The organism is Megasphaera paucivorans (assembly GCF_900103535.1).
Classification (GTDB): domain Bacteria; phylum Bacillota; class Negativicutes; order Veillonellales; family Megasphaeraceae; genus Megasphaera_A; species Megasphaera_A paucivorans.
The window spans coordinates 1-23,400 of the sequence record NZ_FNHQ01000008.1 but is presented as its reverse complement, the minus strand read 5'-3'; the positions used below and the strand labels follow the sequence as shown (position 1 = coordinate 23,400).

Here is a 23,400-nt window from a genome sequence, read left to right as displayed (position 1 = left end):
ATAATACTATAATATAGAAAAACAAGGCAGTTCATTTGAACTGCCCTGCCAAATTAATTATTTAATTTTTTTCCCATATTGCGTAACTGTCACAATACGGCCGATAGCCCTGTGCAAAGCTAATTGAGCTCTTTCCACATCAATATCCTGCGTTTTAGCATTCAAACGCTTTTCTGCACGTCTTTTTGCTTCCTCTGCCCGTTTACGATCAATACTGCCGGATAATTCTGCATTCGGAGTAATAACAGTCACTGTATTATTTTTTACTTCCAGAAAACCGCCTACCACAAAAATACCATTCCGGTCGTGATCCTTTTCATACATCAACGGCCAAATTTGCAAAGAAGCTAACAGCGGAGCATGACTGGGCATAATGCCCAAGTCCCCGTCCAAGGCACGAACCAGAACAAAGTCAACTTCGCCTTTGAACACAGATGCGTCCGGCGTAATGATTTCCAGCTGGATCGTCTTCTTTGTATCTGCCATCGCCTTATTCTCCTTTCAGAGTCTTGGCTTTTTCGTATGCTTCCTCGATATTACCAACCATATAGAAAGCCTGTTCCGGCATATCATCACACTTACCGGCCAGGATTTCCTTAAAGCCGGCAATCGTTTCCTTCAGCGGTACATACCGTCCCGGCTGTCCTGTAAACTGTTCGGCTACTGCAAACGGCTGACTCAAGAAACGCTGTATCTTACGTGCTCTAGCTACCGTCAATTTGTCATCTTCCGACAATTCATCGATACCGAGTATTGCGATAATATCCTGCAGTTCATTGTATTTCTGCAATACTTCCTGCACCGCACGCGCCGTATTATAATGGTCTTCTCCCAGAATATGCGGATCCAAAATACGCGACGTAGAATCAAGCGGGTCCACTGCCGGATAGATACCTAGTTCGGCTATCTGACGAGACAATACCGTCGTAGCATCCAAATGGGCAAAGGTTGCCGCCGGAGCCGGGTCTGTCAAATCATCAGCCGGTACATATACAGCCTGTACGGATGTAATAGATCCGTTTCTTGTAGAAGTAATCCGTTCCTGCAGAGCGCCTACGTCCGTCCCTAACGTCGGCTGATAACCAACAGCTGACGGAATACGCCCCAGCAATGCCGATACTTCTGAACCGGCCTGGATAAAACGGAAAATATTATCAATAAACAACAGTACATCCTGATGTTCTTTATCACGGAAATATTCTGCCATGGTAAGACCCGTCAGGCCTACACGCATACGCGCTCCCGGCGGTTCATTCATCTGGCCGTATACCAGCGCCGTTTTGCTGATAACTCCCGATTCCTTCATTTCATTCCACAAGTCATTTCCTTCACGCGTCCGTTCTCCTACACCGGTAAAAACAGAATAGCCGCCATGTTCGGTTGCTACGTTGTGGATCAATTCCATGATCAATACGGTCTTTCCTACTCCTGCACCACCGAATAATCCGATCTTACCGCCTTTAGCATACGGTGCAATCAAGTCAACGACTTTGATCCCTGTTTCCAAGATTTCCGTTTCCGTCGACTGTTCTTCAAACTTCGGCACCGGACGATGGATCGGCCAATATTCATCCGCCTGCACGGGAGTATCATCTTTATCCACCGTTTTGCCGAGAACATTGAAAATACGTCCTAATACGCCTTTGCCAACCGGTACGGCGATAGGACCTCCTGTATCTTCGGCTTTCGTACCGCGGACCAATCCGTCTGTGGAACTCATTGCTACGCACCGGACGACATCATCACCCAAATGCTGCATTACTTCTGCTACCAGGTCGATCTGTTGATCGCCTTCGCCACCCGTTACGTGGATGGCGTTATAGATGTTCGGCAGATCTTCTTCCGAAGAGAAGCGAACATCGATAACCGCGCCGATGACCTGGATTACTTTACCTACTTTATTGCTCATGAAGAGGTTCTCCTCTCTATTATTATGTAGTCACCGTTACTGCAACGCGTTCGCGCCGCTTACGATTTCCGTCAATTCATTGGTTATGCCGGCCTGCCGTACTTTATTATAATGTACAGTCAGTTTATCGATCAATTCTCCAGCATTATCCGTTGCCGACGTCATTGCCGTCATGCGGGCCCCCAGCTCACTGGCTGCCGATTGAAGCAGTCCGTTGTAGACCACCATGTTGAGGTACTGCGGTAATAAGGTCGACAATACCTGCTGCGCATCCGGCGCAAACAGATATTCTTCCTCTGGTCCCTTCTTCTCTGCTACCGCTTCCTGTGAAATCGGAAGCAGCTTGGTCATTTGGACCTCTTGAGATAAAGCGGACTTAAACTGTGTATAAATAAGATACACTTCATCAAAATCTCCGTCAAGGAACTGCTTGGTCACTTGCGCTGCCAATTTTTGTGCGTGGCTGAATTGCGGTTTATCAGAAAATCCTGTCCATTTGAATTCCGGCGTAACGCGCAGATGCTTCAAATATTCTACAGGTTTTCGTCCCGTTACCATCAGATATATCCCGTCACGGCGCCTGTCTTTAAGAACAGACACAAGCGCTTTATTTACATTGGAGCTATAGGCTCCGGCCAGCCCTTTATCTGCTCCAATAACGATATAACAGGTACGATGGACCTCTCTTTTCTTAAAGAAAGGACTGTCGTCACCTGGCAAGGCCGCCGACAAACGCCGCAGCATGCCTTCTATCTTTTCTGTAAATGGCGCGGTTGCCAAAGCGCGTTCCTGTGCACGGCGCAGACGTACGGAGGATACCATTTTCATGGCCTTGGTAATCTGCTGGGTGTTCGTCACGGACTTAATCCGTCGGTTTATCTCACGTGCACTCGGCATACGCTATTCCTCCTCTTTGATCAGTTGATGGGATGCACCGTATTCCTTGGTGAATTCTTCTACAGCCTTAATAAGAGCTGCCTCCGTTTCAGATGTCATTTCCTTCTTGGCTTTGATATCCTGCCCGATCTGTGGATAATTGGTATGCATGAATTTAATAAATTCCGTTTCAAACACGGTAACTTCATGGACTTCTACCGGCATCAAATAGCCTTTGACCGCCAGATATATTTCCATGACCTGGTCTTCAACCGCCATAGGTTCATACTGCGGCTGAATCAGCATCTGCATCGTCCGTTCTCCGCGATCGATCTGTGCCTTCGTATTCTTATCCAAATCCGATCCGAATTGAGCAAACGCCGCCAATTCACGGTACTGAGCCAAATCCAGACGCAGTGTACCGGCAATTTTCTTCATTGCCTTGATCTGTGCGGAACCGCCGACACGGGATACGGATAACCCGACATTGATAGCCGGCCGTACACCGGAATTGAATAATTCTGTTTCCAGGAATATCTGTCCATCTGTAATAGAAATAACATTTGTCGGAATATATGCCGACAAATCTCCGGCCAGCGTTTCAATAATCGGCAGCGCAGTAATGGAACCGCCCCCCAAATCATCTGACAGCTTGGCCGCACGTTCCAATAAACGGGAATGTAAATAAAAAACATCCCCAGGGTACGCTTCACGTCCTGGCGGACGGCGGAGCAGCAAACTCATTGCCCGATATGCCTGGGCATGCTTGGAAAGATCATCATAGATACAGAGAACATCTTTTCCCTGATACATGAAATATTCACCCATTGCTACCCCGGCATACGGTGCCAGATATTGCAACGGTGCTCCGTCAGAGGCCGTAGCCGCTACAACGATGGTATATGCCATCGCACCATGGGCTTCCAATGTACGTACGACACGAGCAACGGTAGATGCTTTCTGACCGATAGCAACATAAATACAGATAACACCGCTGTCCTTTTGATTAATAATCGTATCGATGGCAATTGCCGTTTTTCCGGTTCCACGGTCACCGATGATCAGCTCACGCTGTCCACGTCCGATAGGAACCATCGAATCGATAGCTTTTAAGCCTGTCTGCAACGGTTTCTTTACCGGCTGGCGGTCGGCAATGCCCGGTGCCGGAAATTCGATCAGCCGTGTTTCCGCGGTTTCAATTTTTCCTTTGCCGTCGATTGCTACTCCCAGCGGACTAACAACGCGGCCAATCATGCTGTCGCCTACCGGTACACGTATAACACGGCCAGTACGGCGGACAGTATCGCCTTCCCTGATAAGCGAATCATTCCCGAGCAAAACAGCACCTACATTATCTTCTTCCAGATTCAACGCCATCCCATATACGTCATGAGGCAATTCCAAGAGTTCCCCGGACATAGCCTTATCCAAACCGTATATATGGGCAATTCCGTCCCCAACTTCCAGGACAGTGCCTACGTCGTCGACATTCATCTCTACGTCGTAGTTTTCGATTTGTTTTTTAATTATAGCCGTGATTTCTTCTGGCTTCATATTCATTTCGCGTCCGTCACCTCATTCGTCACATCAGCCTGCAGCAGGGCATGTTCCATGTCCTGGAGCTGCCTGAGCAAGCTTCCGTCTATTAGTCTGTCACCGATTCGGATGACGACACCGCCTATAATAGACGGGTCGACATAATACAAGGGGTCAATTTTCTTCCCCGTCATTTTTTCCAGTCCGGCAACGAGCTCTGCTTCTTCTTTTGCTGATAATGGCTTAATTACATGAATCCTTGCCACTTCTATGTTTTGCGCCGCACGGGACAACTCGATAAACCCGTCTATAGCAGCTGTCAATACCGCTTCCCGGCGCCGATCAACCATAACATACATAAATTGCAGCACGATTGGTGACACATCATCGGCAAAAATTTGTCGGATCGTATCTTTTTTAGAACGATCCGGTACCAAAGGGTGCAGCAAAAAACTCCATAAGTCCGGATTCATTTGCAATGTATCCCGAATGGTTTTCAATTCATTACCATATTCTTCAATTTTATGTTGTTCATTGGCAATATCAAACATTGCCTGGCTGTATTTGCTGTATACAATTTCAGGTACCATACTTATCTACCTGCTGCCTTTTGGGCATCTATTTTTTCGATACAGTCGGCAATTAATTTCGCATTCATATCTGTATCCATATTCTTCTTCAGTAGCTTTTCTGCCACAGCCATGGACAGCGTCACTACCTCATTACGCATTTCACGAATAGCAGCTTCCCGTTCATTAATGATTTCCGCCTGGGCTACTTCTTTTTCACGCGTAATCTGCGCCCGGACAGAAGCCAACTGCGTCTGGGCTTCTTTATCCGCCTGCTTGACAGCCTTATCGATGATAACTTGGGCTTCCGCATGTGCATTTTTGATTTGTTCCTGATAATCGGCCTTCATTTTTTCGGCCGCATCCCGGGCTGCCTGTGCATTATTCAAATCAGATGCAATTTTATTTCTGCGGTCTTCCAACGTCTTTAAAATCGGCTTATAAGCAAACTTCGCTAAAATAGCGACAAGGACAAAGAAGTTGAGGAATTGGATAAGTAACGTTCCGTTAATATCTATCAATTCGATTCCCTCCTTTTACCTACATACGTAGTAATATGCATGCTGCATATTAAAGCATGCTGGTAAACGGATTGGCAAATACCAAAACGATAGCAATAACGGCAGCGATAATAGGCATAGATTCAATTAAGCCGATAGAAATAAGCATATTGACAAGAAGCTTGCCGCCCATTTCCGGCTGACGTGCCAACCCTTCGAGCATTTTACCGGCGGCATGACCATCACCGATAGCAGCGCCCAATGCTGCCAAACCAATACCAATACTTGCTCCCATACCACATAATGCTAATACGATTGCTTTTTCCATAATATAAACCTCCCAATAACTTTTTGATGATATGCAGTGTATCGTCGATCATTCAATCTTCCTTCAATGAATCTGCAAGATACGACGTCGTCAGTATCGTGAAAATAAAGGCTTGAATCAAACCTATGACCAGGCTGAAAATAAGCCATACAATCGGTACTCCGACAGGAACCAATAGATATAATACTTCCATCAGTATTTCACCAGCCAAAATATTGCCAAACAGTCGAAAAGCCAATGTCAGCGGCTTGGTGAATTCTTCCATCAGGTTAATCACAACAAAAGGGATAAACGGTTCAAAATAATGCTTGAAATGTTTTTTCACCCCTTGGTTCCGTAACGCAACAAAGTGTACCATAAACGATGAAACTAACGCCAATCCCAATGTAGTATTCAAATCATTGGTCGGCGATGTCAAAATATGCGGACTGGGCAAAAGACCAAGTTCATTGCCTACGAGAATAAACAAGAACATAGTCAGCAGCACCGATACCACCTGTCCCCATTTCGGCCCTAACGTTTCCTTAAACTGGGCGAGTAATGATTCGACAATGATTTCTACAACATTCTGTATTCCCGAGGGAACTAGAGACCGACTGCGAGTAGCCGCTATCGTAACAACAATTACAATGGCTGCTGTCAACCAGGTCATATAGAGGGTATCCATGTTAACGTTCATTCCAAAAAGCTGAGCAATTAAATGGTGTCCCGTATGCAGTTCCATACCTTCACCTCCTTTCTAATCGGGTATAGACAAATTTTGCCGTTACTTCAAGATACGTATATACTTTAAAAGACAATACGCCGGCAACTGCCGCCCCAAAATGTATAACAGGAAAATGTAATACCACTATAAGGGAAAGAATAATAGTAATCAGCCGAAGAAAAGCTCCGCCCTTGATAAAAGCCACAGCTTGAACAGGATGCATTTTCATCGCCCGCGAAGACCGGCTGCTGAGCATGAGAAAGTATACGATGTTCAAAGAACAGCCGATAAGCCATCCCAAGATCAGGTTCGTATACCCGCACAAAGCCAGCAGTGCCGTTATCGTACAGGTAAATACTATTAATTTTTTTAAAGTTCCCTTTATATAGTCAATGAAGTAGTTCAATCAGGTCCACCTGTATCCTTTTGATTCGTATGGGATCCATGCCGATTCTGGTTATCCTCTTTCATATAACGCAACGCCTTTTTATACAATGACCAAAAACCCGTCACTGCTCCCAAAAAGGAACAACAAATCAACCCCCATGGCGATGTTTCCATTATGCTGTCGATATACCTTCCAATATATACGCCGGCAATCAAGCATATCGCCAGCGTAAGACCGAGTGTCCCGGCCTCCGTCACAATGGCCAAAAGGGAAAATGAGTTCTTTTCTTTAGAGGGTCCTGTTTTATGAACCATATGGCGCTCCCCCAGACGACAAAAATCCCTTCCATTCACAGCACGCGAAAATAGCATATAATCCCCTATAAGGATAAAACAACTAGTATAATCGCAAGGCTGCAAGTGGAAGGGTGTTAGCGCATCAATACCTGCAAAGCATATGAAAATGTGACAACCATTTGACCGTCTTGAGATTATTCTAGCATGTCAAAGAGGCAAAATCAACAAATAAATTTAGCTAAACTAAAAAATTTTGTTTATAATTAATAACGAAAAATGTATCAATCCAGCTTATTGAAAAGCTTCCGGTATATCAATATCACTTCCCATACGATGGAGAATATATGCCACGATTCGTGCCGCTGCCTTACCGTCACCATACGGATTCACAGCATTGCTCATACGGCTGTATTCATCAAAGTCCTCTAAAAGACGCTTAGTCTCATCATACACAATCTGTTTATCTGTCCCGATCAATTTAACGGTTCCTGCTTGTACCGCTTCCGGCCGCTCCGTGGTATTACGCAATACCAGAACCGGTTTTCCTAAAGAAGGAGCTTCTTCCTGAATACCGCCGGAATCCGTCAGCACAATGGCCGAACGTCCCATGACGTTCGCAAAAGGTTCATATTCCAGCGGGTCGATCAGATGGATACGTTCGACTCCATCCAGCTCTTCTTCTACGACCTTGCGCACCAGTGGATTGCGATGGACGGGGAATACAATTTCTGTATCGGGAAACTCTTCAATAATACGGCGCAGTGCTTTATATATATGCCGCATTGGTTCGCCCAAATTTTCGCGGCGATGCGTCGTAAGCAAAATAACACGATGATTCGTAAAGTCAATACGCTGTAATGCCGGGTCGTCAAACTCATAATTATCACGCACTGTATTCATCAATGCATCAATTACCGTATTTCCCGTGACATAGATAGAATGCACATCGACATTTTCCTTCAAAAGATTCTGCCGGGCCGTCGATGTCGGTGCAAAGTGCATGGCTGCAATAGCCCCGGTAAGTTTACGGTTCATTTCTTCCGGAAACGGCGAATAAATATCCCCTGTACGAAGACCGGCTTCCACATGTCCTACAGGAATTTGCTGATAATACGCGGCCAAAGCGCCGGCAAACGTTGTTGTCGTATCCCCATGAACGAGAACTATATCCGGTTTTTCCTTTTCTAAAACCTGTCGGAGTCCATTCAGCGATTTCGTCGTAATATCGTAGAGGGTCTGCCCCCGTGACATAATATCTAAATCATAATCCGGCTGTATATCAAACAAACGCAATACCTGATCAAGCATCTGACGATGTTGTGCCGTTACGGCCACAATAGTCTGAATTTGATCGGCATGTTTTTTGAGTTCTAACACAACGGGTGCCATTTTGATTGCCTCCGGTCTTGTACCAAAGACAGTCATCACCTTGAGCATATAAAAAGCCTCCTTAAAGTCACAAATTCTACCCTTAGCCTTTGCGGGTAGAATTTGTTGTCTTATGCAATATACCAATCCGCTTTGCTGAATAGATTATAACCGCCAGTACAATAACCACGGTCAACAAACCGATTTTATAATTGACATTGGCCACAAAAAGGGCCACAAAGCCAAGCACAATACTGACACAATACATCGTAAGGACTGCCTGCTTTTGTGACAACCCCAGTGCCAAAAGACGATGATGCAGATGCCCCTTATCTGGCTGAAAAATAGGAACCCCACTCATCTTACGGCGAACAATGGCAAACAACGTATCCAGAATAGGCAGCCCCAACGCAATAATGGGAACCACCAATGCTACGGTAGCTGCCGTCTTTACCAATCCAAGAATAGCGACTACCGCCATCGTATACCCTAAAAGCATACTTCCCGTATCCCCCATAAAAATTTTAGCCGGGTTAAAATTATACTGCAAAAATCCCAATGCCGCTCCTGCCATAGCGACAATAATGATAGCCGGCAAATGCTGATGCATGCTGACAGCAATCAAAAACATAGATACCGACGCAATCACAGAAACTCCGGCAGCTAACCCATCTAAGCCATCAATAAGATTAACCGTATTCGTAAAGCCTATAATCCAAAAAATGGTAACAGGAACAGCAACGATTTCCGGCAGGACAATCAAATCGCCAAACGGGTTCGTAAGCCATTCAATCTGAATACCGAAAAATACGGGAATAAAAGCACAGATAATCTGCCCGACCAATTTTACCTTAGCCGGAATCTGACACACATCATCCCAAATACCAAGCAATACAATCGCCGTACAACCGCTAAGCAAGCCTATCACTTCATAAGATAAACTCACACGGGCAATCACCGCGGCCATAAAGCCAATGTAAATAGCCAGTCCACCCAATCGAGGAATTATGCGGGTGTGTACCTTTCTCGCATTCGGTCGATCGATAGCTCCGATTTTAATCGCAAGCCTTTTGACGCTTGGCGTCAAAGCATATGTTACGATCAATGCAATAAAAAACGGTACAAAATATTCGAGCACGACACACGCCTACTTTCTAAAAATGTTTAGCCCTGCGGCCATACTGATTAGTTTGTCAAACTGCGCATCGGTGCCGGAATACGGCCGCCGCGGGCAATAAATGCATCAGATTTATATTTATTAACATTAATGATAGGGCAATATCCCAATAAACCGCCAAATTCAACGGTATCCCCTACTCCTTTGCCGGGAACAGGGATCACACGTACCGCAGTAGTCTTGTTGTTGATCATGCCGATAGCTGCTTCATCGGCAATAATAGCTGCTATCGTTGCAGCAGATGTATCACCGGGGATCGCGATCATATCAAGGCCAACGGAACAAACACAAGTCATCGCTTCCAATTTTTCCAAAGAAAGGCTGCCTCTTCCTACCGCTTCCAGCATACCTTTGTCTTCACTGACGGGGATAAAGGCCCCGGACAAGCCGCCGACACGGGAAGAAGCCATGAGACCGCCTTTTTTCACTGCATCATTCAAAAGCGCCAATGCCGCGGTTGTACCACAGGCACCACAGCTTTCCAGGCCCATTTCTTCCAAAATTGCAGCAACGCTGTCGCCCACTGCCGGTGTCGGTGCCAAAGACAAATCAATGATACCGAAAGGCACTTGAAGGCGTTTAGCTGCTTCCATCGCTACCAGCTGCCCTACGCGGGTAATCTTGAACGCTGTTTTTTTGATTGTTTCCGCAACCACATCAAACGGCTCGCCTTTTACGTTTTCCAGTGCACGTTTTACAACACCCGGTCCGCTGACACCCACACTCACGCAGGCATCTCCCTGCGTCACACCGTGAAAAGCACCGGCCATGAACGGATTATCTTCAACAGGATTGGAGAATACGACCAACTTGGCACATCCCAGCGCATCCTGTTCTTTTGTCAATTCTCCCAGCGTTTTGAAAACGCGGCCCATTTCGGCAACAGCATCCATGTTGATGCCGGCTTTCGTAGAACCAATGCCGACAGAACTGCAGACCAGTTCCGTCGTAGCCAGCGCTTCCGGAATCGAAGCAATAAGCCGGCGGTCGCCTTCCGTATATCCGCGTTCCACCAATGCCGAAAATCCACCGATAAAATCAATACCTATCGTTTCGCGAGCTTTATCCAACGCCCGGGCAACTGCAACATAATCCTTAAGATCGCTGCAACCTGCCACCATCGCAATCGGGGTAACCGCAACGCGTTTGTTTATAATAGGAACTCCGTATTCAGCCGAGATGTCTTCTCCGGTTTTTACGAGATGTTCTCCGTATTTTGTAACTTTATCATAAATATTTTTACACAACGTCTTGCCGTCGGCAGAACAACAATCCAGCAAGCTAATGCCCATTGTTATCGTCCGGACATCCAGATTGTTCTTCTGAATCATTTGGTTCGTTTCTAATACATCTTGAATCGTCAGCATTCTATATTCTCCTTATCCCACACGATGCATTGCATAGAAGATGTCTGCATGCTGGGCTCTGATTTCGACGCCGAGGACATCGCCCTTTTCCTTTAATACATTCTGCAACTCCTCTAAATCTATAGCAGCTTTTTCCATATCAACAATCATAACCATATTAAATAACCCATCTAAAATTACCTGATTAATTGTTTCAATGTTAATACCATATTCTGCCATTACATTGCTTACTGTAGCAATGATACCTGTGCGGTCTAAACCCACTACGGTGATTACAACTTTCATGGACATGCCAACTCCTTTGTATTAAGATTCCACGCTTTTCTATTATAGCATATCTAGTATACAAATGTACACGAATAAATCAACACGGAAATTTTTAAACCAAGACAACGGCGGCTTTATTTCTGCAGTGCTTTTGTTATTAATTCTTTTCCTTCATCAAGAAACAGATTTGCTTGATCGGAGGAAACAAAACTTTCACTGTATAATTTATACATATCCTCCGTACCTGACGGACGAGCGGCTACCCAGCCGTCCTTGGTACAAATCTTAACCCCGCCAATAGGCATGTTGCCATAAGGTGATTGAGAAAAAACAGCTGTAATAGAACTGCCGCATAACCGAGTATCCGTGACATCGGCCTCCGTCAAATTCCCGATTTTTTCCTTTTCCTCCAGACTGGCCGGAGCATCACTGCGCATGGCATAGGGAGTACCCAGTCGATCGCAAATAGCTGCATAATACTGCATCGGTGATTTTCCGGTTACCGCCTTCATCTCGGCTGCCAGTAAACACATGATAATGCCGTCTTTATCCGTCGTCCAGACGCTCCCGTCTTTTGCGATAAAGGATCCTCCGGCACTTTCTTCCCCGGCAAAGGCAACCTGCTGGGACGTAAACAGCGGTCCAAAATATTTGAATCCCACAGGAACTTCATATATAGGCACCTGCAGTTCTCCCGCGATCCGTGCCAAGAGCTGCGTCGTTACTACCGTTTCGGCTATACCGCGGCCTTCAAAATTACGATGCGTCAGCAGATAATGCGCCGCCGCCGATAAATACGCATTGGCACCAATCATTCCCAGTATGCCGCAAATAATACCGAAACGGTCATAATCAGGATCATTGGCAAAGATCAAATTATAAGATGCCCCATTCGCCGCTGCCGAACTCATCACATATTTAGAAGAACAATCCATGCGCACCATGCCGTCGTGATCATAATTCATAAAGGAAAACAGCGGATCATACGTATCATTGACAAAATCCATGGGAATATCGTACATTTCCGAAATCGCATGCCAATACTGCATTCCTGAACCACCCAGGGCATTCACCATGATACGCAGCTTTGCATTCCGAATCGCATCCATGTCGATGACCGAATCCAGTTCTGCCACATACAATCCTTTATAATCATATGGAATAACCAGACGGCTGGTTTGCACAACGGCATCCTCTGCCCGTTTCACTTCACGGCAATGCCCGGCTAATATGCGGTTAGCCTCTTTTTCAATTGCTTTTGTAATATCTGATTCTGCCGGACCGCCAGTAACAGGATTATATTTAATTCCGCCATGTTCCGGCGGATTGTGAGAAGGCGTAATAATAATGCCATCCGCTTGCTTTTCTGAACGGCACCCATTATACCGCAAAATAGCACGGGATATCGACGGCGTAGGGACAAAATCATGTTCACTATCCACATAGACCGTAACCCCGTTAGCGACAAGTACGGCGAGAACCGTATGGAACGCCAGTTCAGAAAGATAATGCGTATCCTGCCCGACAAACAAAGGCCCCACCGCCCCAAATCGGCTGCGCAGCGTGCAGATTGCCTGGGTCACCGCCGCTACATGGTCTTCTGTAAAACTTCCATTACCGGCCTGTCCGCGATGTCCCGATGTGCCAAATCGGACCTGCTGATGCGGGTTGCTGGAATCCGGATGAATAGTAATATAATCATTTTTTATGGCCTGCAAATCAATATAATCTTCCTTGCGAACCTTCGTTCCCGCTAAATAGTGGACCCCCATACTGATCACCTGTCTTTCTGAGTTTTGACAAACATATAATTTTTTCATACAATGAAGATGCCTTCAAAAAACAAACAGAAGGCATATCGCTATATATTATTCATAAACAGTAGTATTGATGTAATTTATTATAACAAAATTTGTATCATTTATACAGTCTATGTATTATTTTAAAGGAGAAAAGAATGAAATTTATTTCTTGGAATGTCAATGGTCTCAGAGCCGCTGTAAATAAAGGTTTTATGGATATTTTTCACAACTTGGATGCCGATATCTTCTGCCTCCAGGAAACCAAGCTTCAACAAGGACAAATCGAGCTGAATCTGCCCGGATACGAACAATATTGGAACTATGCCGAAAAAAAAGGATATAGCGGTACCGCTGTTTTTACAAAAAAAACGCCTCTTTCCGTCACCTATGGAATCGGCATAGAGGGCCATGACCACGAAGGCCGCGTCATTACCTTAGAATACGAAAACTTTTATTGTATCACCTGCTATACCCCCAACAGCCAAAATGAATTAGTCCGTCTCCCTTACCGTATGCAATGGGAAGATGATTTCCGCAAATATATCCAGCTGCTCGACAAGAAAAAACCAATTATTCTCTGCGGCGACCTCAACGTAGCCCACGAGGAAATTGATCTGAAAAACCCAAAAACAAACCGTAAAAATGCTGGTTTTTCCGATGAAGAACGAGCCAAAATGACAGAACTGCTGCAAGCAGGCTTTACCGATACTTTCCGCTACCTGTATCCGGATACGACCGGTATCTATTCCTGGTGGAGCTATCGTTTCAAAGCCCGCGAAAAAAATGCGGGATGGCGCATTGATTATTTTATTACTTCAAAAGCACTCAACGACACGATCGAAGACGCCCTCATCTACACTGACATCACCGGCAGTGACCATTGCCCGGTAGGACTGCTGCTGAAATAACATTGACGCAGCGCCCTTCGTATGTTACAATACCTTTGCAGTAATTTAAGCGAGTGTGGCGGAATTGGCAGACGCACCAGACTTAGGATCTGGCGGTTTACACCATGGGGGTTCAAGTCCCTTCACTCGCACCAGACTAGGCACCGTCTACATTTGTAGGCGGTTTTATTTTTCTGTGATTACAATATCTGACGGTCTTTACCCCCATCTCATAATTGCATGTTAAAAAAGCTCCTCGATGTTGAGGAGCTTTTCTGGGTATACACATCCATTTATTAAAAATCCCATTTTTTATTGCAACAGCCAATCTCTGCTGAACCGTTTCAATATGTATATCCTTAGCGCGAACTATCTCACTTAACTTCCCGTAAACTAAGGGAAACAACCTGTTCTCCGGAGCAATCTACGAAAGACAGTGTCCCCATTTCAACGTGGGTGAATACACCTATTGCCATGTTTTTTCGGAACTTGCACTAAACAATATACCACACCGCCCCATACAGTCCGGTTGCCTGTACTGTCTTGATTCTCGTTACCTATACGCCTTTAAACTAGCCGTACATTGCCACGTATGTAAAAGTTCAACATTAGAAAAACCGCCTGCAGTTAAGGCCGCCTTTTCATGTTCCAGAGTTAACGGCGTATCATAATGATAAAATGCCTGGTTAGTTATTCCTGCTTCTTCTTTTAATTTAGCAAAGTCTGCAAAATTTCTGCATTCTATTTCATCATTGTCTGCCATATAATCCGTCAAAATAAAATACCCATCTTTTTTTAACGATTGATGCAGCTTTTTATATAGCGGTACTTTCTGTTCCCTCGTAAAATGATGCAGGGATTCTACCGAAACAGCGGCATCATATATATTTTTACCAAAGGGCACATCAAAATAAGAACCGTTGATCAGTGTCACTTGATTGCCAAATGCCTTATTTTGCAGAACATGCAGCATTCCCTCGGCCAAATCAATGCCCGTCACGATGGCATGCGGATTGATATGAAAGTATTCATTTAATTCCAACCCTGTCCCACAGCCTAAATCCAATACTACAGCTCCTGCCGCAGAGGGTAATTGTAATGCTGTAACTGTATAAAATTCTTTTGCAGAATCAATACAGTTAAGCTGATGTTCTTCATATCCATACAACCGATTATCAAAAAATTCATCCATTTTTTCAAGTTTCATTGTAACTCATATCCTTACTATTACTTTTTACTATATATTTTATTATCCAATTAGGAATCTAGTATACCATATTCTTACAAAAAATATAGCAGTGCCTCCTACAGGATACCTTATTCCATGTAAATCCAATATCAACCTATTAATCAGTTTTTGCATATAAAAAAAAGCAGAGAGTCCTTTGTTTTTAGCAAGACTCTCTGCATTGGTGTTACGGTATATCTCTCATTTAATGCAAAACCAAAACTTCAATATAAAAAGCACTTGATAATGGCATCGTTGTAAATGTATTTCTTATTAACGCTATCCTTATCGCTCAAGAAATGTCTTTATGAATATTTTCTGTGCTGCAAGAAAATCCTGTACCCGGCGTTACAGAAACGCCCTGAGCTCCATCCATTTCCAGCCATTTGCTGATAAGAACAGACTTAATATAAATACGAATAGAGTCAAACCCTTGTTTAATGATAAGTTTACTGGGATACCAAACGGTGATGCCGTCAATTGTTTCTTGTAGATATTGACTTTTGTCCATCGCCTTTCCCAGCGCAATTTCAGGAATATAACTTCCCCAAATTAAATCGCCCCTGCAAGGGCACCCGCAAGATGGTTCAAATTTCATAGTAATCAATATATGATTTCCATGTTTTTTTACATATTGAACTGCTTCCGATGTCAATGTAAACATACTTTTCTCCTTTTCCGGCTACGCAGGAAACCGCTGAACAACAACCACATTATCTGTTGTTATAGTATTAAGATGTATGTTAAGTATAGTGAATAATAACTGAATTTGTCAATATAAAATTTAGCAGCATATATAGTAAATACATTGCCCATGGTACTGCCGCGTAGTGTCTATATTGCTTTATACCGTGACCACAGCATAGATACGTGATGTATAGGGTACTCCTTATTCATATTTTTTCGAAATATATATATTTTATTCTTTTTTTTAATATTTGTATTGTATATCCATTTCAGATACTTTAATATACATAGTAGAAGTACTACCAGATGAACAGGTGTCTTTGTCATATGATACCTGGATTTTTGCACGTAAACTTCAAAAACACACGGGTAGAACAGAATTTTTTCTGCAAGGATCATCGTTCCCTTTTATGGAATTGAAAAATGAACATCTTTTGAAATATGTATTTTATTGAAGAAAACGAGGTAAAATGATGAAAAAACTTTTATTGGCAAGTCATTCCGTTTTATTTTTATTCTTTTTTATGTCACTGGCAAATATTCAATACAATCAGGATATCTATATATTTCTGACTGCCGTAGTAGTAAGTGCCTATATAGTAACAACACCGCCAAGCATTTTCAAAACATGGTTTTACTATACCCTGAACAGTTCGTTGTTCCTTTTATTCTATACCTATCGCAAATATGATCACCATTTTCTTTCTATTCTGTTAGGCATGAACATTGTATTACGCCTAATGGATACCTTCCAAAATTGGATACGTTTTAGAAAACAAGAAATAAAAGAATTGGGATTATAAAGAAATATGTAAAAACAAAATTACAGACACTGTATTTCTCTCCCCGCGTGCTTCGTTACCGCGCTGGAAAGTTTGTTAAATTCAATGATTTTTAATATATATTGTGGTTCACGTTTTCAACCATATTTATAGGCGCCATCGCCATTTCATATGTTGATGATATGAATATAGGAGATGCCTTGTGGTGGTCCTTTTTGACAACGACCACCGTAGGATACGGAGATATTGCACCTTCCTCAATCGGCGGCCGTATCGTTGCCGTCTGTTTAATGCTGATCGGCATCGGTTTTTTAAGCACGTTGACCGGCAATATTTCCTCCTACTTTATTTTTCAGGGACACCTTAAAAAAGAAACCTATGAAGAAACAATCATTCACGATATCCAGCATAAATTAGATCACTTTGATGAGGTGACTGCCGATGATATCTTAAGTATGAATGCTATTTTACTTGCACTGAAAAATTAAAAACGCAATCCATAATTCATGATATAAAGTAACGTAACTGCCTCCATTTTGTGTTATAATTATTAATAGAGGAGGTGATCATATGAATAAACTTACATCACTAGAGTTATCTATTGTCCGGGAAGCTTTAAATAATTATAATCAGCACTTAAATGAGCTATTCCAAGAAGGAAAACATTATAATTTACGATTGACTGCAAAGCTCCAGATAACAGAAGCATTACTAGAAAAAATCAAAACTGTTTATGTATCCCATCATGACTGCATCAAAGAAGTATAAACGGTACTCCGTTCCACTATATTTTGTTTCCCGTCAATCTTCAAATGAATCCTAAAGAACACTGTGATCAACTATTACAGTGTTCTTTTTTAATACATGTCTATCTTCTTGATATGCGGATAAATTCCCCACACAAATAATGATCCACCAGCTTAGCTGGTGGTTTTTCTTATGCGGCCTATAAGGCCTAGTCTACCAGCGGCGCTTTACAGCGCATGTTCGGTCCGTTACTTGCATATTACTTCCGGTTACCCGTAAACGGGTCTTCTAAATCTAATGTAAGCTGTTCGGACATTTCATCTTCTTTAAGTTGTTCTCGAATATAGGTGGTTATCTTTTTCTCGTTTTTTCCTACGGTATCTACGTAGTATCCACGACACCAAAATTGTCGATTCCGGTACTTATATTTCATATTTCCCCATTTTTCATAAATCATCAGACTATTTTTTCCTTTGAGAAATCCCATGAAACTCGATATACTCATCTTGGGGGGAATTTCCAACAGCAGCTGTATATGATCCGGGCATGCTTCTGCTTCTAGTAAAGTCACTCCTTTCCACTGGCATAATTCTCGTAGTATTTGCCCTATTTCATATCGCTTTTGCCCATAAAATACTTGCCGCCGATACTTCGGCGCAAATACTACATGATATTTACAATTCCATTTACTGTGTGATAGACTGTGTGTGTCATTCATTGAATGACCTCCTTTAATGTGGATAGGTTTGCAGTTGACGGACCGCATTCTTATCTTACATTAAAGGTGTTTTGTTTTAAACCTTTATAGACTCATCGCTAAAGCTTTTTGGAACCCCTGGTCTAACCAGGGGTTTTCTAACTACAAAAAAAACTGGACCCGGATATCACCCGATCCAGTTTTGCTGCGCTTTATGCAGCGTATCCAAACCCTATTTCATAATCTGATTGATCAAATAATTATAATTCACAAGATTATTTTCAATAAATGTCTGTTCCGCACTATCCTTTTGGAACTTATCGCGAAAATAGGGCTGTACCAGATCATAATACGCTCCACTTTGCAATACGATATGGACTCTTTCATTCTTGAATCCCATGACGTTTCCATCGGATTTAGAAGTTTCTCTGCAGGAAATGATTTTGTCTAATGCAATTTTGGTAATCGTGAGTTCATCATAAATTTTGGTAATTGTCACTTCATCTGTTATGGCGGCATATTCCAAAACCATCAAACAATCCTTTTTCAGCAGCACATATTTACGGATACCGTTTCTTCCGCCGACAGCCTCCGTATATGCAGCCTCCACATCACTAAAATCGTCTTCAAAAGGCCATGTGTGCTTCTTGCTTTTAAGCACGTCGTCAATGAAATATTTGTCAATAGTAATCCTGTCTAAATTTTCCATCCAACACATCTCCTTTACGGTTTCAACAAATAACACAAGTATAGTATATAAATATAAATTTCTACTAAACTAATATATTTCCTGCAAAATATTTATATTTTTTTAATGTTTTTTACAAGGCCCCCTAATGATAGGTAATGGCAATAAACAATCCGGCGACGACTCTATGCGAGATGCTTTATTCCTGCCTTGCTTCTAAAAACGCCATTGCTTCTTGCTCTGTCAGCGGTTTGCTGTACACATATCCCTGAATATAATCACATCGCTTTCGTTTGAGACACAATAACTGCCGCTCTGTTTCTACCCCTTCGGCTATTACTTTTTTATTCAGCGAATGTATCATCTGAATAATGGAAGCAATAAGCCTGTCTTCATTAATATGAGTGCCTATCTGATCAACAAACGATTTATCTATTTTTATCGTGTCAAACGGCAATCGATCCAACAGCGTCAAGGAAGAATACCCGGTGCCAAAATCATCCATTGCTAAGTGAATTCCGGCTGCCGTCACTCGTTCCAGCCGATCCAGCACATGTTCCATAGACATAAAACTCGTCATGCATGCATCTTCTGTAATTTCAATCCCCATATGGCAACTAGGCACCTGCGTTTCCCGAATAATACGAAACAGCATATCGACAAAATCTTCCATCGCGAGCTGCATCGGAGAAATATTGACATGTACGCAACCGTTCCATCCGTGATCTAAAAGTCGGCGGGAAAATTGACAGGCACTCTTAAATACCCATTCCCCCACAACACGGGTAAGTCCCGCTTGCTCTACTAACGGCATAAACCGTGAAGGAGAAATCAAACCATGAACCGCACTATTCCACCGCAGAAGCGCCTCAAATCCGACCACGTCTGCATGTATTACGGCAACCTGCGGTTGGTACACTAAGGAAAACTCATGATTATCCAGCGCATCATATAAGCTTTCAATCAAACGGATTTTTTCAAACGCCGAATGCTGCATTTCCGGTGTATAAAATCGATAGTGTCCTTTCCCCTCGGCTTTGGCCGCATACATGGCATTATCTACATTTTTAATAATTTCTTCGGCCGTAGTTCCATCTTTAGGATATTCTGCAATGCCGATACTAGCAGTCAAGCGAAAGGAAATACCAAATATTTTATGTTTTTCCTGCAATGAAACATTCAATTGTTCTACAATATTTCGTATTTGATCCTGCGTATACGTCCCGCGCAAAACAACAAAAAATTCATCGCCGCTCATATGTGCAACAAAAGCATGGGATTCCAGGGTATTCACAATGCACATCCCCGTCAACACGATCAATTTATCCCCGTATTGATGTCCATACGTATCATTGACCATTTTCAAATTATCTGTATCAATAAAAAATACTACACCGGCAGACTTACCGTCCCGAGCCAGCCTTAATTCCTTATGCAGCCATTCTGACAAATATCTCCGATTGGGAAGTTTTGTCAGCGGATCATAATACGCCATATGCTGGATACGCTGTTCATGCTGTTTTTTCTCCTCTTCGATCCGGACTTGCTCTGTAATATCACGAGAAAAACCATATATCTCCTTATGCCCTTCCACTATGTTGATGGAAATGCCCTGCGTCAATATATATCGTACCTGTCCATCCCCCCGAACAATACGATACCGGACCTCTTTCAGTTTATCCGCTTCATCCGACAATAATTGCCTGCTGATCTGTCGGACCCAGTCTTGATCTTCGGGATAAACAAATTTCTGTACATATGCCTCAAAGGAAATCTCTTTTTCAAACTCGCTGGTAAGGCCATACATATCACACAGCTCCGGCCCCATAACGATCGTACTCGTTTCTATATCACAAATCCATACGCCTGTTTCCGGAATAGAAAAGGTAATTTCCCTGCATTCTAAAATAAGCTGCGCGTATATATTGATTACTTCCTGTATCAACTTGACTTCACGCAACGTTAAACACATCGTTTCCGAAAAAAAAGCAATCCCTATATTTCCCGCCAATTTCCCGCCATACTGGACAGGGAACACTGCCATATACTGTATCTGATCAAAATCCGGATCAGATACACGACACTCCCATAAGGCATAGGGAAAAATAACAACAGGTTTTCTTGTTTCATAGACTTGTTGAAAAACAGGCTGGAATACCTGTTCCATTGCTCCCTGTTCAAAAATACTACCTGATGATTGAGTGCGGCAGACAATATCCTCCTCAATACGTATATGCACAAAATACTGTGCTGTTTTACACGATTCAACAAGTTCCGGAATATGCTGTTCCAATAAATCCCTGACACTCTTGCTAACTGCAGAGTTAATATAATGAATAGTCGTACATTTCATACACTCATCGCCCCCGGTTACCACTATGAAACAATACATTCATATGCTGAACACATCTCAGCACATTATATGGACGTATAGGACATGGAAATGATACCAGCGGATACGTTTTACTTCTTAAAATGAAGTTCCTCTTTCAATACTGTATCTAAGCTGCGAAAGATAACATGCTCCATGACTAATTGATATACCACCATATCCGGATCCATAGGAGTTTTAAAAAACTCTTTTATCCCCGACACCCCTTCAAACAGCTGCTGACGTACTCGCTGCATCTCTTCTATCGACATATCTGATCGCTGTAATAATTTTCCCTGTAAGCGAAGCACATTGGTATTCTCATCGACGGTACAAAGCTCAACGGAATTATTCAGCTCTATCTCTTTCGTTTTATCCGTTCCTCTATGACTAACAAGCCAAACATTTTCTTCCTCATCAACAAATAACTTCATCGGCCGGACATGTACCACCTGATCCACCGCAGTACCTAAGAAAAAAATCTGTTCTTTGCAAATCTTCACAATTTTAGAATCCAACATAATATTCTCCCTCCTTTTGAATATACACATTTAATTATCTATAAGTTATATTTATATTCCATATTATCAATCGTTAAAAATTAACGCTAGTTAATAAAAAAGGTTTTATAATTAATACATATATTAAATACATACTCACATTTACAAAAATTGATATTGTCAATATTGGTTGACACTTATTACGCAAGGACAACAATGTCTATACAGCGACACCCAGAGATTCATAGTATCGCTGGCGCTTCACCCAGGGCGGGAGACCCTCGTTAGCGGAACAGATTCTCCGGTTATTCCAATAGCTGATGAAGTATCTCCAGACGAGGGTTTTGAGTTCTTCGATGGAAAGACGGTTTGTATGATATCGTTGATAAAGGAGTTCGCTTTTCATCCTCGCCCACATACTTTCACACCGGGCATTATCGTGGCAACGCCCTCCGGCGCTGTTCATACTCTGACGGATGCCGTATTGGGAAATGGCTTTGCGATACGTTGCACTTGTATACTCTGTTCCCCGATCAGAATGGAGAATCGCTCCCCGCATAGCCGGATATTCCATCATGGCATTGGTTAGCGTTCGTTCGCACAGAGATGCTTTCCTGTCGGTACCCATTGCCAATCCGAGTACCCCAGAATCGAAGCAGTCAAAGATTGCTGAAATATATAATTTGCCGTCCTTTGCTTTGATCTCCGTTATATCCGTAACGCACTTTTTTAACGGCTCCTCCGATGTGAAATCCCGGTTCAACAAATCATCGGATTTTCTTGCCTCACGATCTGCTTGGGTAATTCCGTTCGGGTTGTGTTTGGGAGGATGGTTGATCCCGATTTTCTCCATGACACGGTAAACCGTACGTTCCCCAGGGACAGAAATGCCCTCCGGTTGTTTCAAAAGTAGTGCCTGATACATGCGGATACGCCCATAGGTATCATTGCATTCATCTTCATCCAGAATGTCCCGCATGGCATCCGCTAACCCCTGATATTTCCATGGGCGGTTTTTGTGGGCCAAGTATTTATAGAACCCCTGACGGCTTACGTCCAACATCCGGCAATAAAAAGAAAGTTTCCCGCTACTGTTGCCGTCCTCTGTCTTTATGTCTATGAACCTTATTCTCTGGTTCTTGCAGACTTCCGACGGCTGGCGGCGAAAAAAGCGCTGGCTTCTTCCAAAAACTCATTTTCTTCTTTCAAGCGCCGAATTTCCTTATCCTGCTCTTTCACCTGGTTACGCAGATTTGTCAGTTCCTCGGCAAGGCTTAGGGCTGTTTGCGGAGTGTGTGCCCCCTGACCGATATCCAGCCGTCCTTCCCGAACAGCTCTCTGCCAGCCATACAGAGTATTTACCGGGATCCCTAATTCAGCAGTCGCCTTGACGGATCCGACTTCTTTAGCTAGTTTTATGGCCTGAATCTTATATTCAACGTCATACTTTTGTTGTTTAGCCATTCTATCTTCCCTCTTTCTCCTTCTCTTTTTCTTTGATTATACATCATTCCTTGAGATTGAAGTGTCAACTAAAATTGTACTACATCAAATATTTGATTTTAGTAAATGAAAAAAACATAAAGTACGGTAATGCTCTCAATAAAGATCCAATGCATCTGATACTGGTTTTGTATTGCCTTTTGTATTGCCTTTTGTATTGCCTTTTGTATTGCCTTTTGTATTGCCTTTTGTATTGCCTTTTGTATTGCCTTTTGTATTGC

General features: G+C 43.0%; 27 protein-coding genes and 1 tRNA gene. 5 read left to right on the top strand and 23 right to left on the bottom strand.

The window, feature by feature from the left end; genetic code table 11:
- Positions 1–57 precede the first annotated feature (57 nt).
- From BLR11_RS05020 to BLR11_RS04950, 15 genes are all read right to left on the bottom strand, one after another.
- Positions 58–486, bottom strand: coding sequence for a F0F1 ATP synthase subunit epsilon (locus BLR11_RS05020; RefSeq protein ID WP_091648878.1), 429 nt, complete (start codon positions 484–486; stop codon positions 58–60).
- Positions 487–490: 4 nt separating this feature from the next.
- Entirely contained in the window at positions 491–1,909 is a 1,419-nt protein-coding gene (gene atpD / locus BLR11_RS05015) for a F0F1 ATP synthase subunit beta (protein WP_091648874.1), read from the bottom strand.
- Between the two features lie 36 nt (positions 1,910–1,945).
- A complete protein-coding gene (atpG, locus tag BLR11_RS05010; protein WP_091648870.1) occupies positions 1,946–2,806 on the bottom strand; it encodes an ATP synthase F1 subunit gamma in 861 nt (286 codons plus the stop codon).
- 3 nt (positions 2,807–2,809) lie between these two features.
- Positions 2,810–4,345, bottom strand: coding sequence for a F0F1 ATP synthase subunit alpha (gene atpA, locus BLR11_RS05005; protein ID WP_091648867.1), 1,536 nt, complete (start codon positions 4,343–4,345; stop codon positions 2,810–2,812).
- Positions 4,342–4,911, bottom strand: a complete 570-nt coding sequence (locus BLR11_RS05000) for a F0F1 ATP synthase subunit delta (RefSeq protein WP_091648864.1) — start codon at positions 4,909–4,911, stop codon at positions 4,342–4,344. Before BLR11_RS05000 ends, atpA begins: the two co-directional genes overlap by 4 nt.
- A 2-nt stretch (positions 4,912–4,913) precedes the next feature.
- The gene (atpF, locus tag BLR11_RS04995) at positions 4,914–5,411 is read right to left on the bottom strand and encodes a F0F1 ATP synthase subunit B (RefSeq protein WP_091648862.1); all 498 of its coding nucleotides are present in this window, start codon (positions 5,409–5,411) and stop codon (positions 4,914–4,916) included.
- Between the two features lie 49 nt (positions 5,412–5,460).
- Entirely contained in the window at positions 5,461–5,718 is a 258-nt protein-coding gene (gene atpE / locus BLR11_RS04990; protein WP_091648860.1) for a F0F1 ATP synthase subunit C, read from the bottom strand.
- A gap of 52 nt (positions 5,719–5,770) precedes the next feature.
- On the bottom strand, positions 5,771–6,442 hold the full coding sequence (gene atpB, locus BLR11_RS04985) for a F0F1 ATP synthase subunit A (protein ID WP_091648857.1): 672 nt from the start codon (positions 6,440–6,442) through the stop codon (positions 5,771–5,773).
- Between the two features lie 4 nt (positions 6,443–6,446).
- Positions 6,447–6,830, bottom strand: coding sequence for an ATP synthase subunit I (locus BLR11_RS04980; protein ID WP_091648854.1), 384 nt, complete (start codon positions 6,828–6,830; stop codon positions 6,447–6,449).
- Complete coding sequence (locus tag BLR11_RS04975) at positions 6,827–7,126, bottom strand: AtpZ/AtpI family protein (protein ID WP_091648851.1); 300 nt, start codon at positions 7,124–7,126, stop codon at positions 6,827–6,829. The genes BLR11_RS04980 and BLR11_RS04975 overlap by 4 nt, the downstream gene beginning before the upstream one ends.
- A 273-nt stretch (positions 7,127–7,399) precedes the next feature.
- Positions 7,400–8,545 carry a non-hydrolyzing UDP-N-acetylglucosamine 2-epimerase gene (gene wecB, locus BLR11_RS04970; RefSeq protein ID WP_091648849.1) on the bottom strand — a complete coding sequence of 382 codons (1,146 nt, stop codon included), beginning with the start codon at positions 8,543–8,545 and terminating at the stop codon, positions 7,400–7,402.
- Positions 8,546–8,579: 34 nt separating this feature from the next.
- Positions 8,580–9,614, bottom strand: a complete 1,035-nt coding sequence (locus BLR11_RS04965; protein ID WP_091648847.1) for a glycosyltransferase family 4 protein — start codon at positions 9,612–9,614, stop codon at positions 8,580–8,582.
- 47 nt (positions 9,615–9,661) lie between these two features.
- Positions 9,662–11,020 (bottom strand): PFL family protein, encoded by a 1,359-nt coding sequence (locus BLR11_RS04960; protein ID WP_091648844.1) that lies wholly within the window; start codon positions 11,018–11,020, stop codon positions 9,662–9,664.
- Between the two features lie 12 nt (positions 11,021–11,032).
- Complete coding sequence (locus tag BLR11_RS04955) at positions 11,033–11,305, bottom strand: ACT domain-containing protein (protein ID WP_091648842.1); 273 nt, start codon at positions 11,303–11,305, stop codon at positions 11,033–11,035.
- Positions 11,306–11,421: 116 nt separating this feature from the next.
- Positions 11,422–13,107, bottom strand: a complete 1,686-nt coding sequence (locus BLR11_RS04950) for a phosphoglucomutase (protein ID WP_245675088.1) — start codon at positions 13,105–13,107, stop codon at positions 11,422–11,424.
- A 137-nt stretch (positions 13,108–13,244) separates the two neighbouring features.
- Between BLR11_RS04950 and BLR11_RS04945 the strand changes: the two genes are divergently transcribed.
- Complete coding sequence (locus BLR11_RS04945; RefSeq protein WP_091648839.1) at positions 13,245–13,997, top strand: exodeoxyribonuclease III; 753 nt, start codon at positions 13,245–13,247, stop codon at positions 13,995–13,997.
- 49 nt (positions 13,998–14,046) lie between these two features.
- Positions 14,047–14,131 (top strand) — tRNA-Leu (locus BLR11_RS04940).
- 398 nt (positions 14,132–14,529) lie between these two features.
- Here BLR11_RS04940 and BLR11_RS04930 read toward each other — a convergent pair.
- The gene (locus tag BLR11_RS04930; protein WP_218118730.1) at positions 14,530–15,183 is read right to left on the bottom strand and encodes a class I SAM-dependent methyltransferase; all 654 of its coding nucleotides are present in this window, start codon (positions 15,181–15,183) and stop codon (positions 14,530–14,532) included.
- A gap of 313 nt (positions 15,184–15,496) precedes the next feature.
- Positions 15,497–15,868 carry a hypothetical protein gene (locus tag BLR11_RS04925; protein ID WP_245675087.1) on the bottom strand — a complete coding sequence of 124 codons (372 nt, stop codon included), beginning with the start codon at positions 15,866–15,868 and terminating at the stop codon, positions 15,497–15,499.
- Positions 15,869–16,361: 493 nt separating this feature from the next.
- Here BLR11_RS04925 and BLR11_RS04915 point away from each other — a divergent pair, with 493 nt between their 5' ends.
- The 3 genes from BLR11_RS04915 to BLR11_RS04905 all read left to right on the top strand — a co-directional run bounded on the left by BLR11_RS04915 (position 16,362) and on the right by BLR11_RS04905 (position 17,441).
- Positions 16,362–16,694 carry a hypothetical protein gene (locus tag BLR11_RS04915; protein WP_143006401.1) on the top strand — a complete coding sequence of 111 codons (333 nt, stop codon included), beginning with the start codon at positions 16,362–16,364 and terminating at the stop codon, positions 16,692–16,694.
- A 101-nt stretch (positions 16,695–16,795) separates the two neighbouring features.
- Entirely contained in the window at positions 16,796–17,161 is a 366-nt protein-coding gene (locus BLR11_RS04910) for a potassium channel family protein (RefSeq protein WP_176762882.1), read from the top strand.
- A gap of 82 nt (positions 17,162–17,243) precedes the next feature.
- Positions 17,244–17,441 (top strand): hypothetical protein, encoded by a 198-nt coding sequence (locus BLR11_RS04905; RefSeq protein WP_091648827.1) that lies wholly within the window; start codon positions 17,244–17,246, stop codon positions 17,439–17,441.
- A gap of 238 nt (positions 17,442–17,679) precedes the next feature.
- Here the strand turns inward: BLR11_RS04905 and tnpA are convergent, their stop codons facing one another.
- The 6 genes from tnpA to BLR11_RS04875 all read right to left on the bottom strand — a co-directional run bounded on the left by tnpA (position 17,680) and on the right by BLR11_RS04875 (position 23,140).
- The gene (gene tnpA / locus BLR11_RS04900; RefSeq protein WP_143006400.1) at positions 17,680–18,138 is read right to left on the bottom strand and encodes an IS200/IS605 family transposase; all 459 of its coding nucleotides are present in this window, start codon (positions 18,136–18,138) and stop codon (positions 17,680–17,682) included.
- Positions 18,139–18,349: 211 nt separating this feature from the next.
- On the bottom strand, positions 18,350–18,826 hold the full coding sequence (locus BLR11_RS04895) for a hypothetical protein (protein ID WP_091648823.1): 477 nt from the start codon (positions 18,824–18,826) through the stop codon (positions 18,350–18,352).
- A 178-nt stretch (positions 18,827–19,004) separates the two neighbouring features.
- Entirely contained in the window at positions 19,005–21,158 is a 2,154-nt protein-coding gene (locus BLR11_RS04890; protein WP_176762881.1) for a putative bifunctional diguanylate cyclase/phosphodiesterase, read from the bottom strand.
- Between the two features lie 110 nt (positions 21,159–21,268).
- Entirely contained in the window at positions 21,269–21,697 is a 429-nt protein-coding gene (locus tag BLR11_RS04885; RefSeq protein WP_176762880.1) for a pyridoxamine 5'-phosphate oxidase family protein, read from the bottom strand.
- 199 nt (positions 21,698–21,896) lie between these two features.
- A complete protein-coding gene (locus tag BLR11_RS04880) occupies positions 21,897–22,790 on the bottom strand; it encodes an IS3 family transposase (RefSeq protein ID WP_245675091.1) in 894 nt (297 codons plus the stop codon).
- 11 nt (positions 22,791–22,801) lie between these two features.
- Positions 22,802–23,140, bottom strand: coding sequence for a transposase (locus BLR11_RS04875; RefSeq protein ID WP_245675085.1), 339 nt, complete (start codon positions 23,138–23,140; stop codon positions 22,802–22,804).
- Between the last annotated feature and the right edge of the window lie 260 nt (positions 23,141–23,400).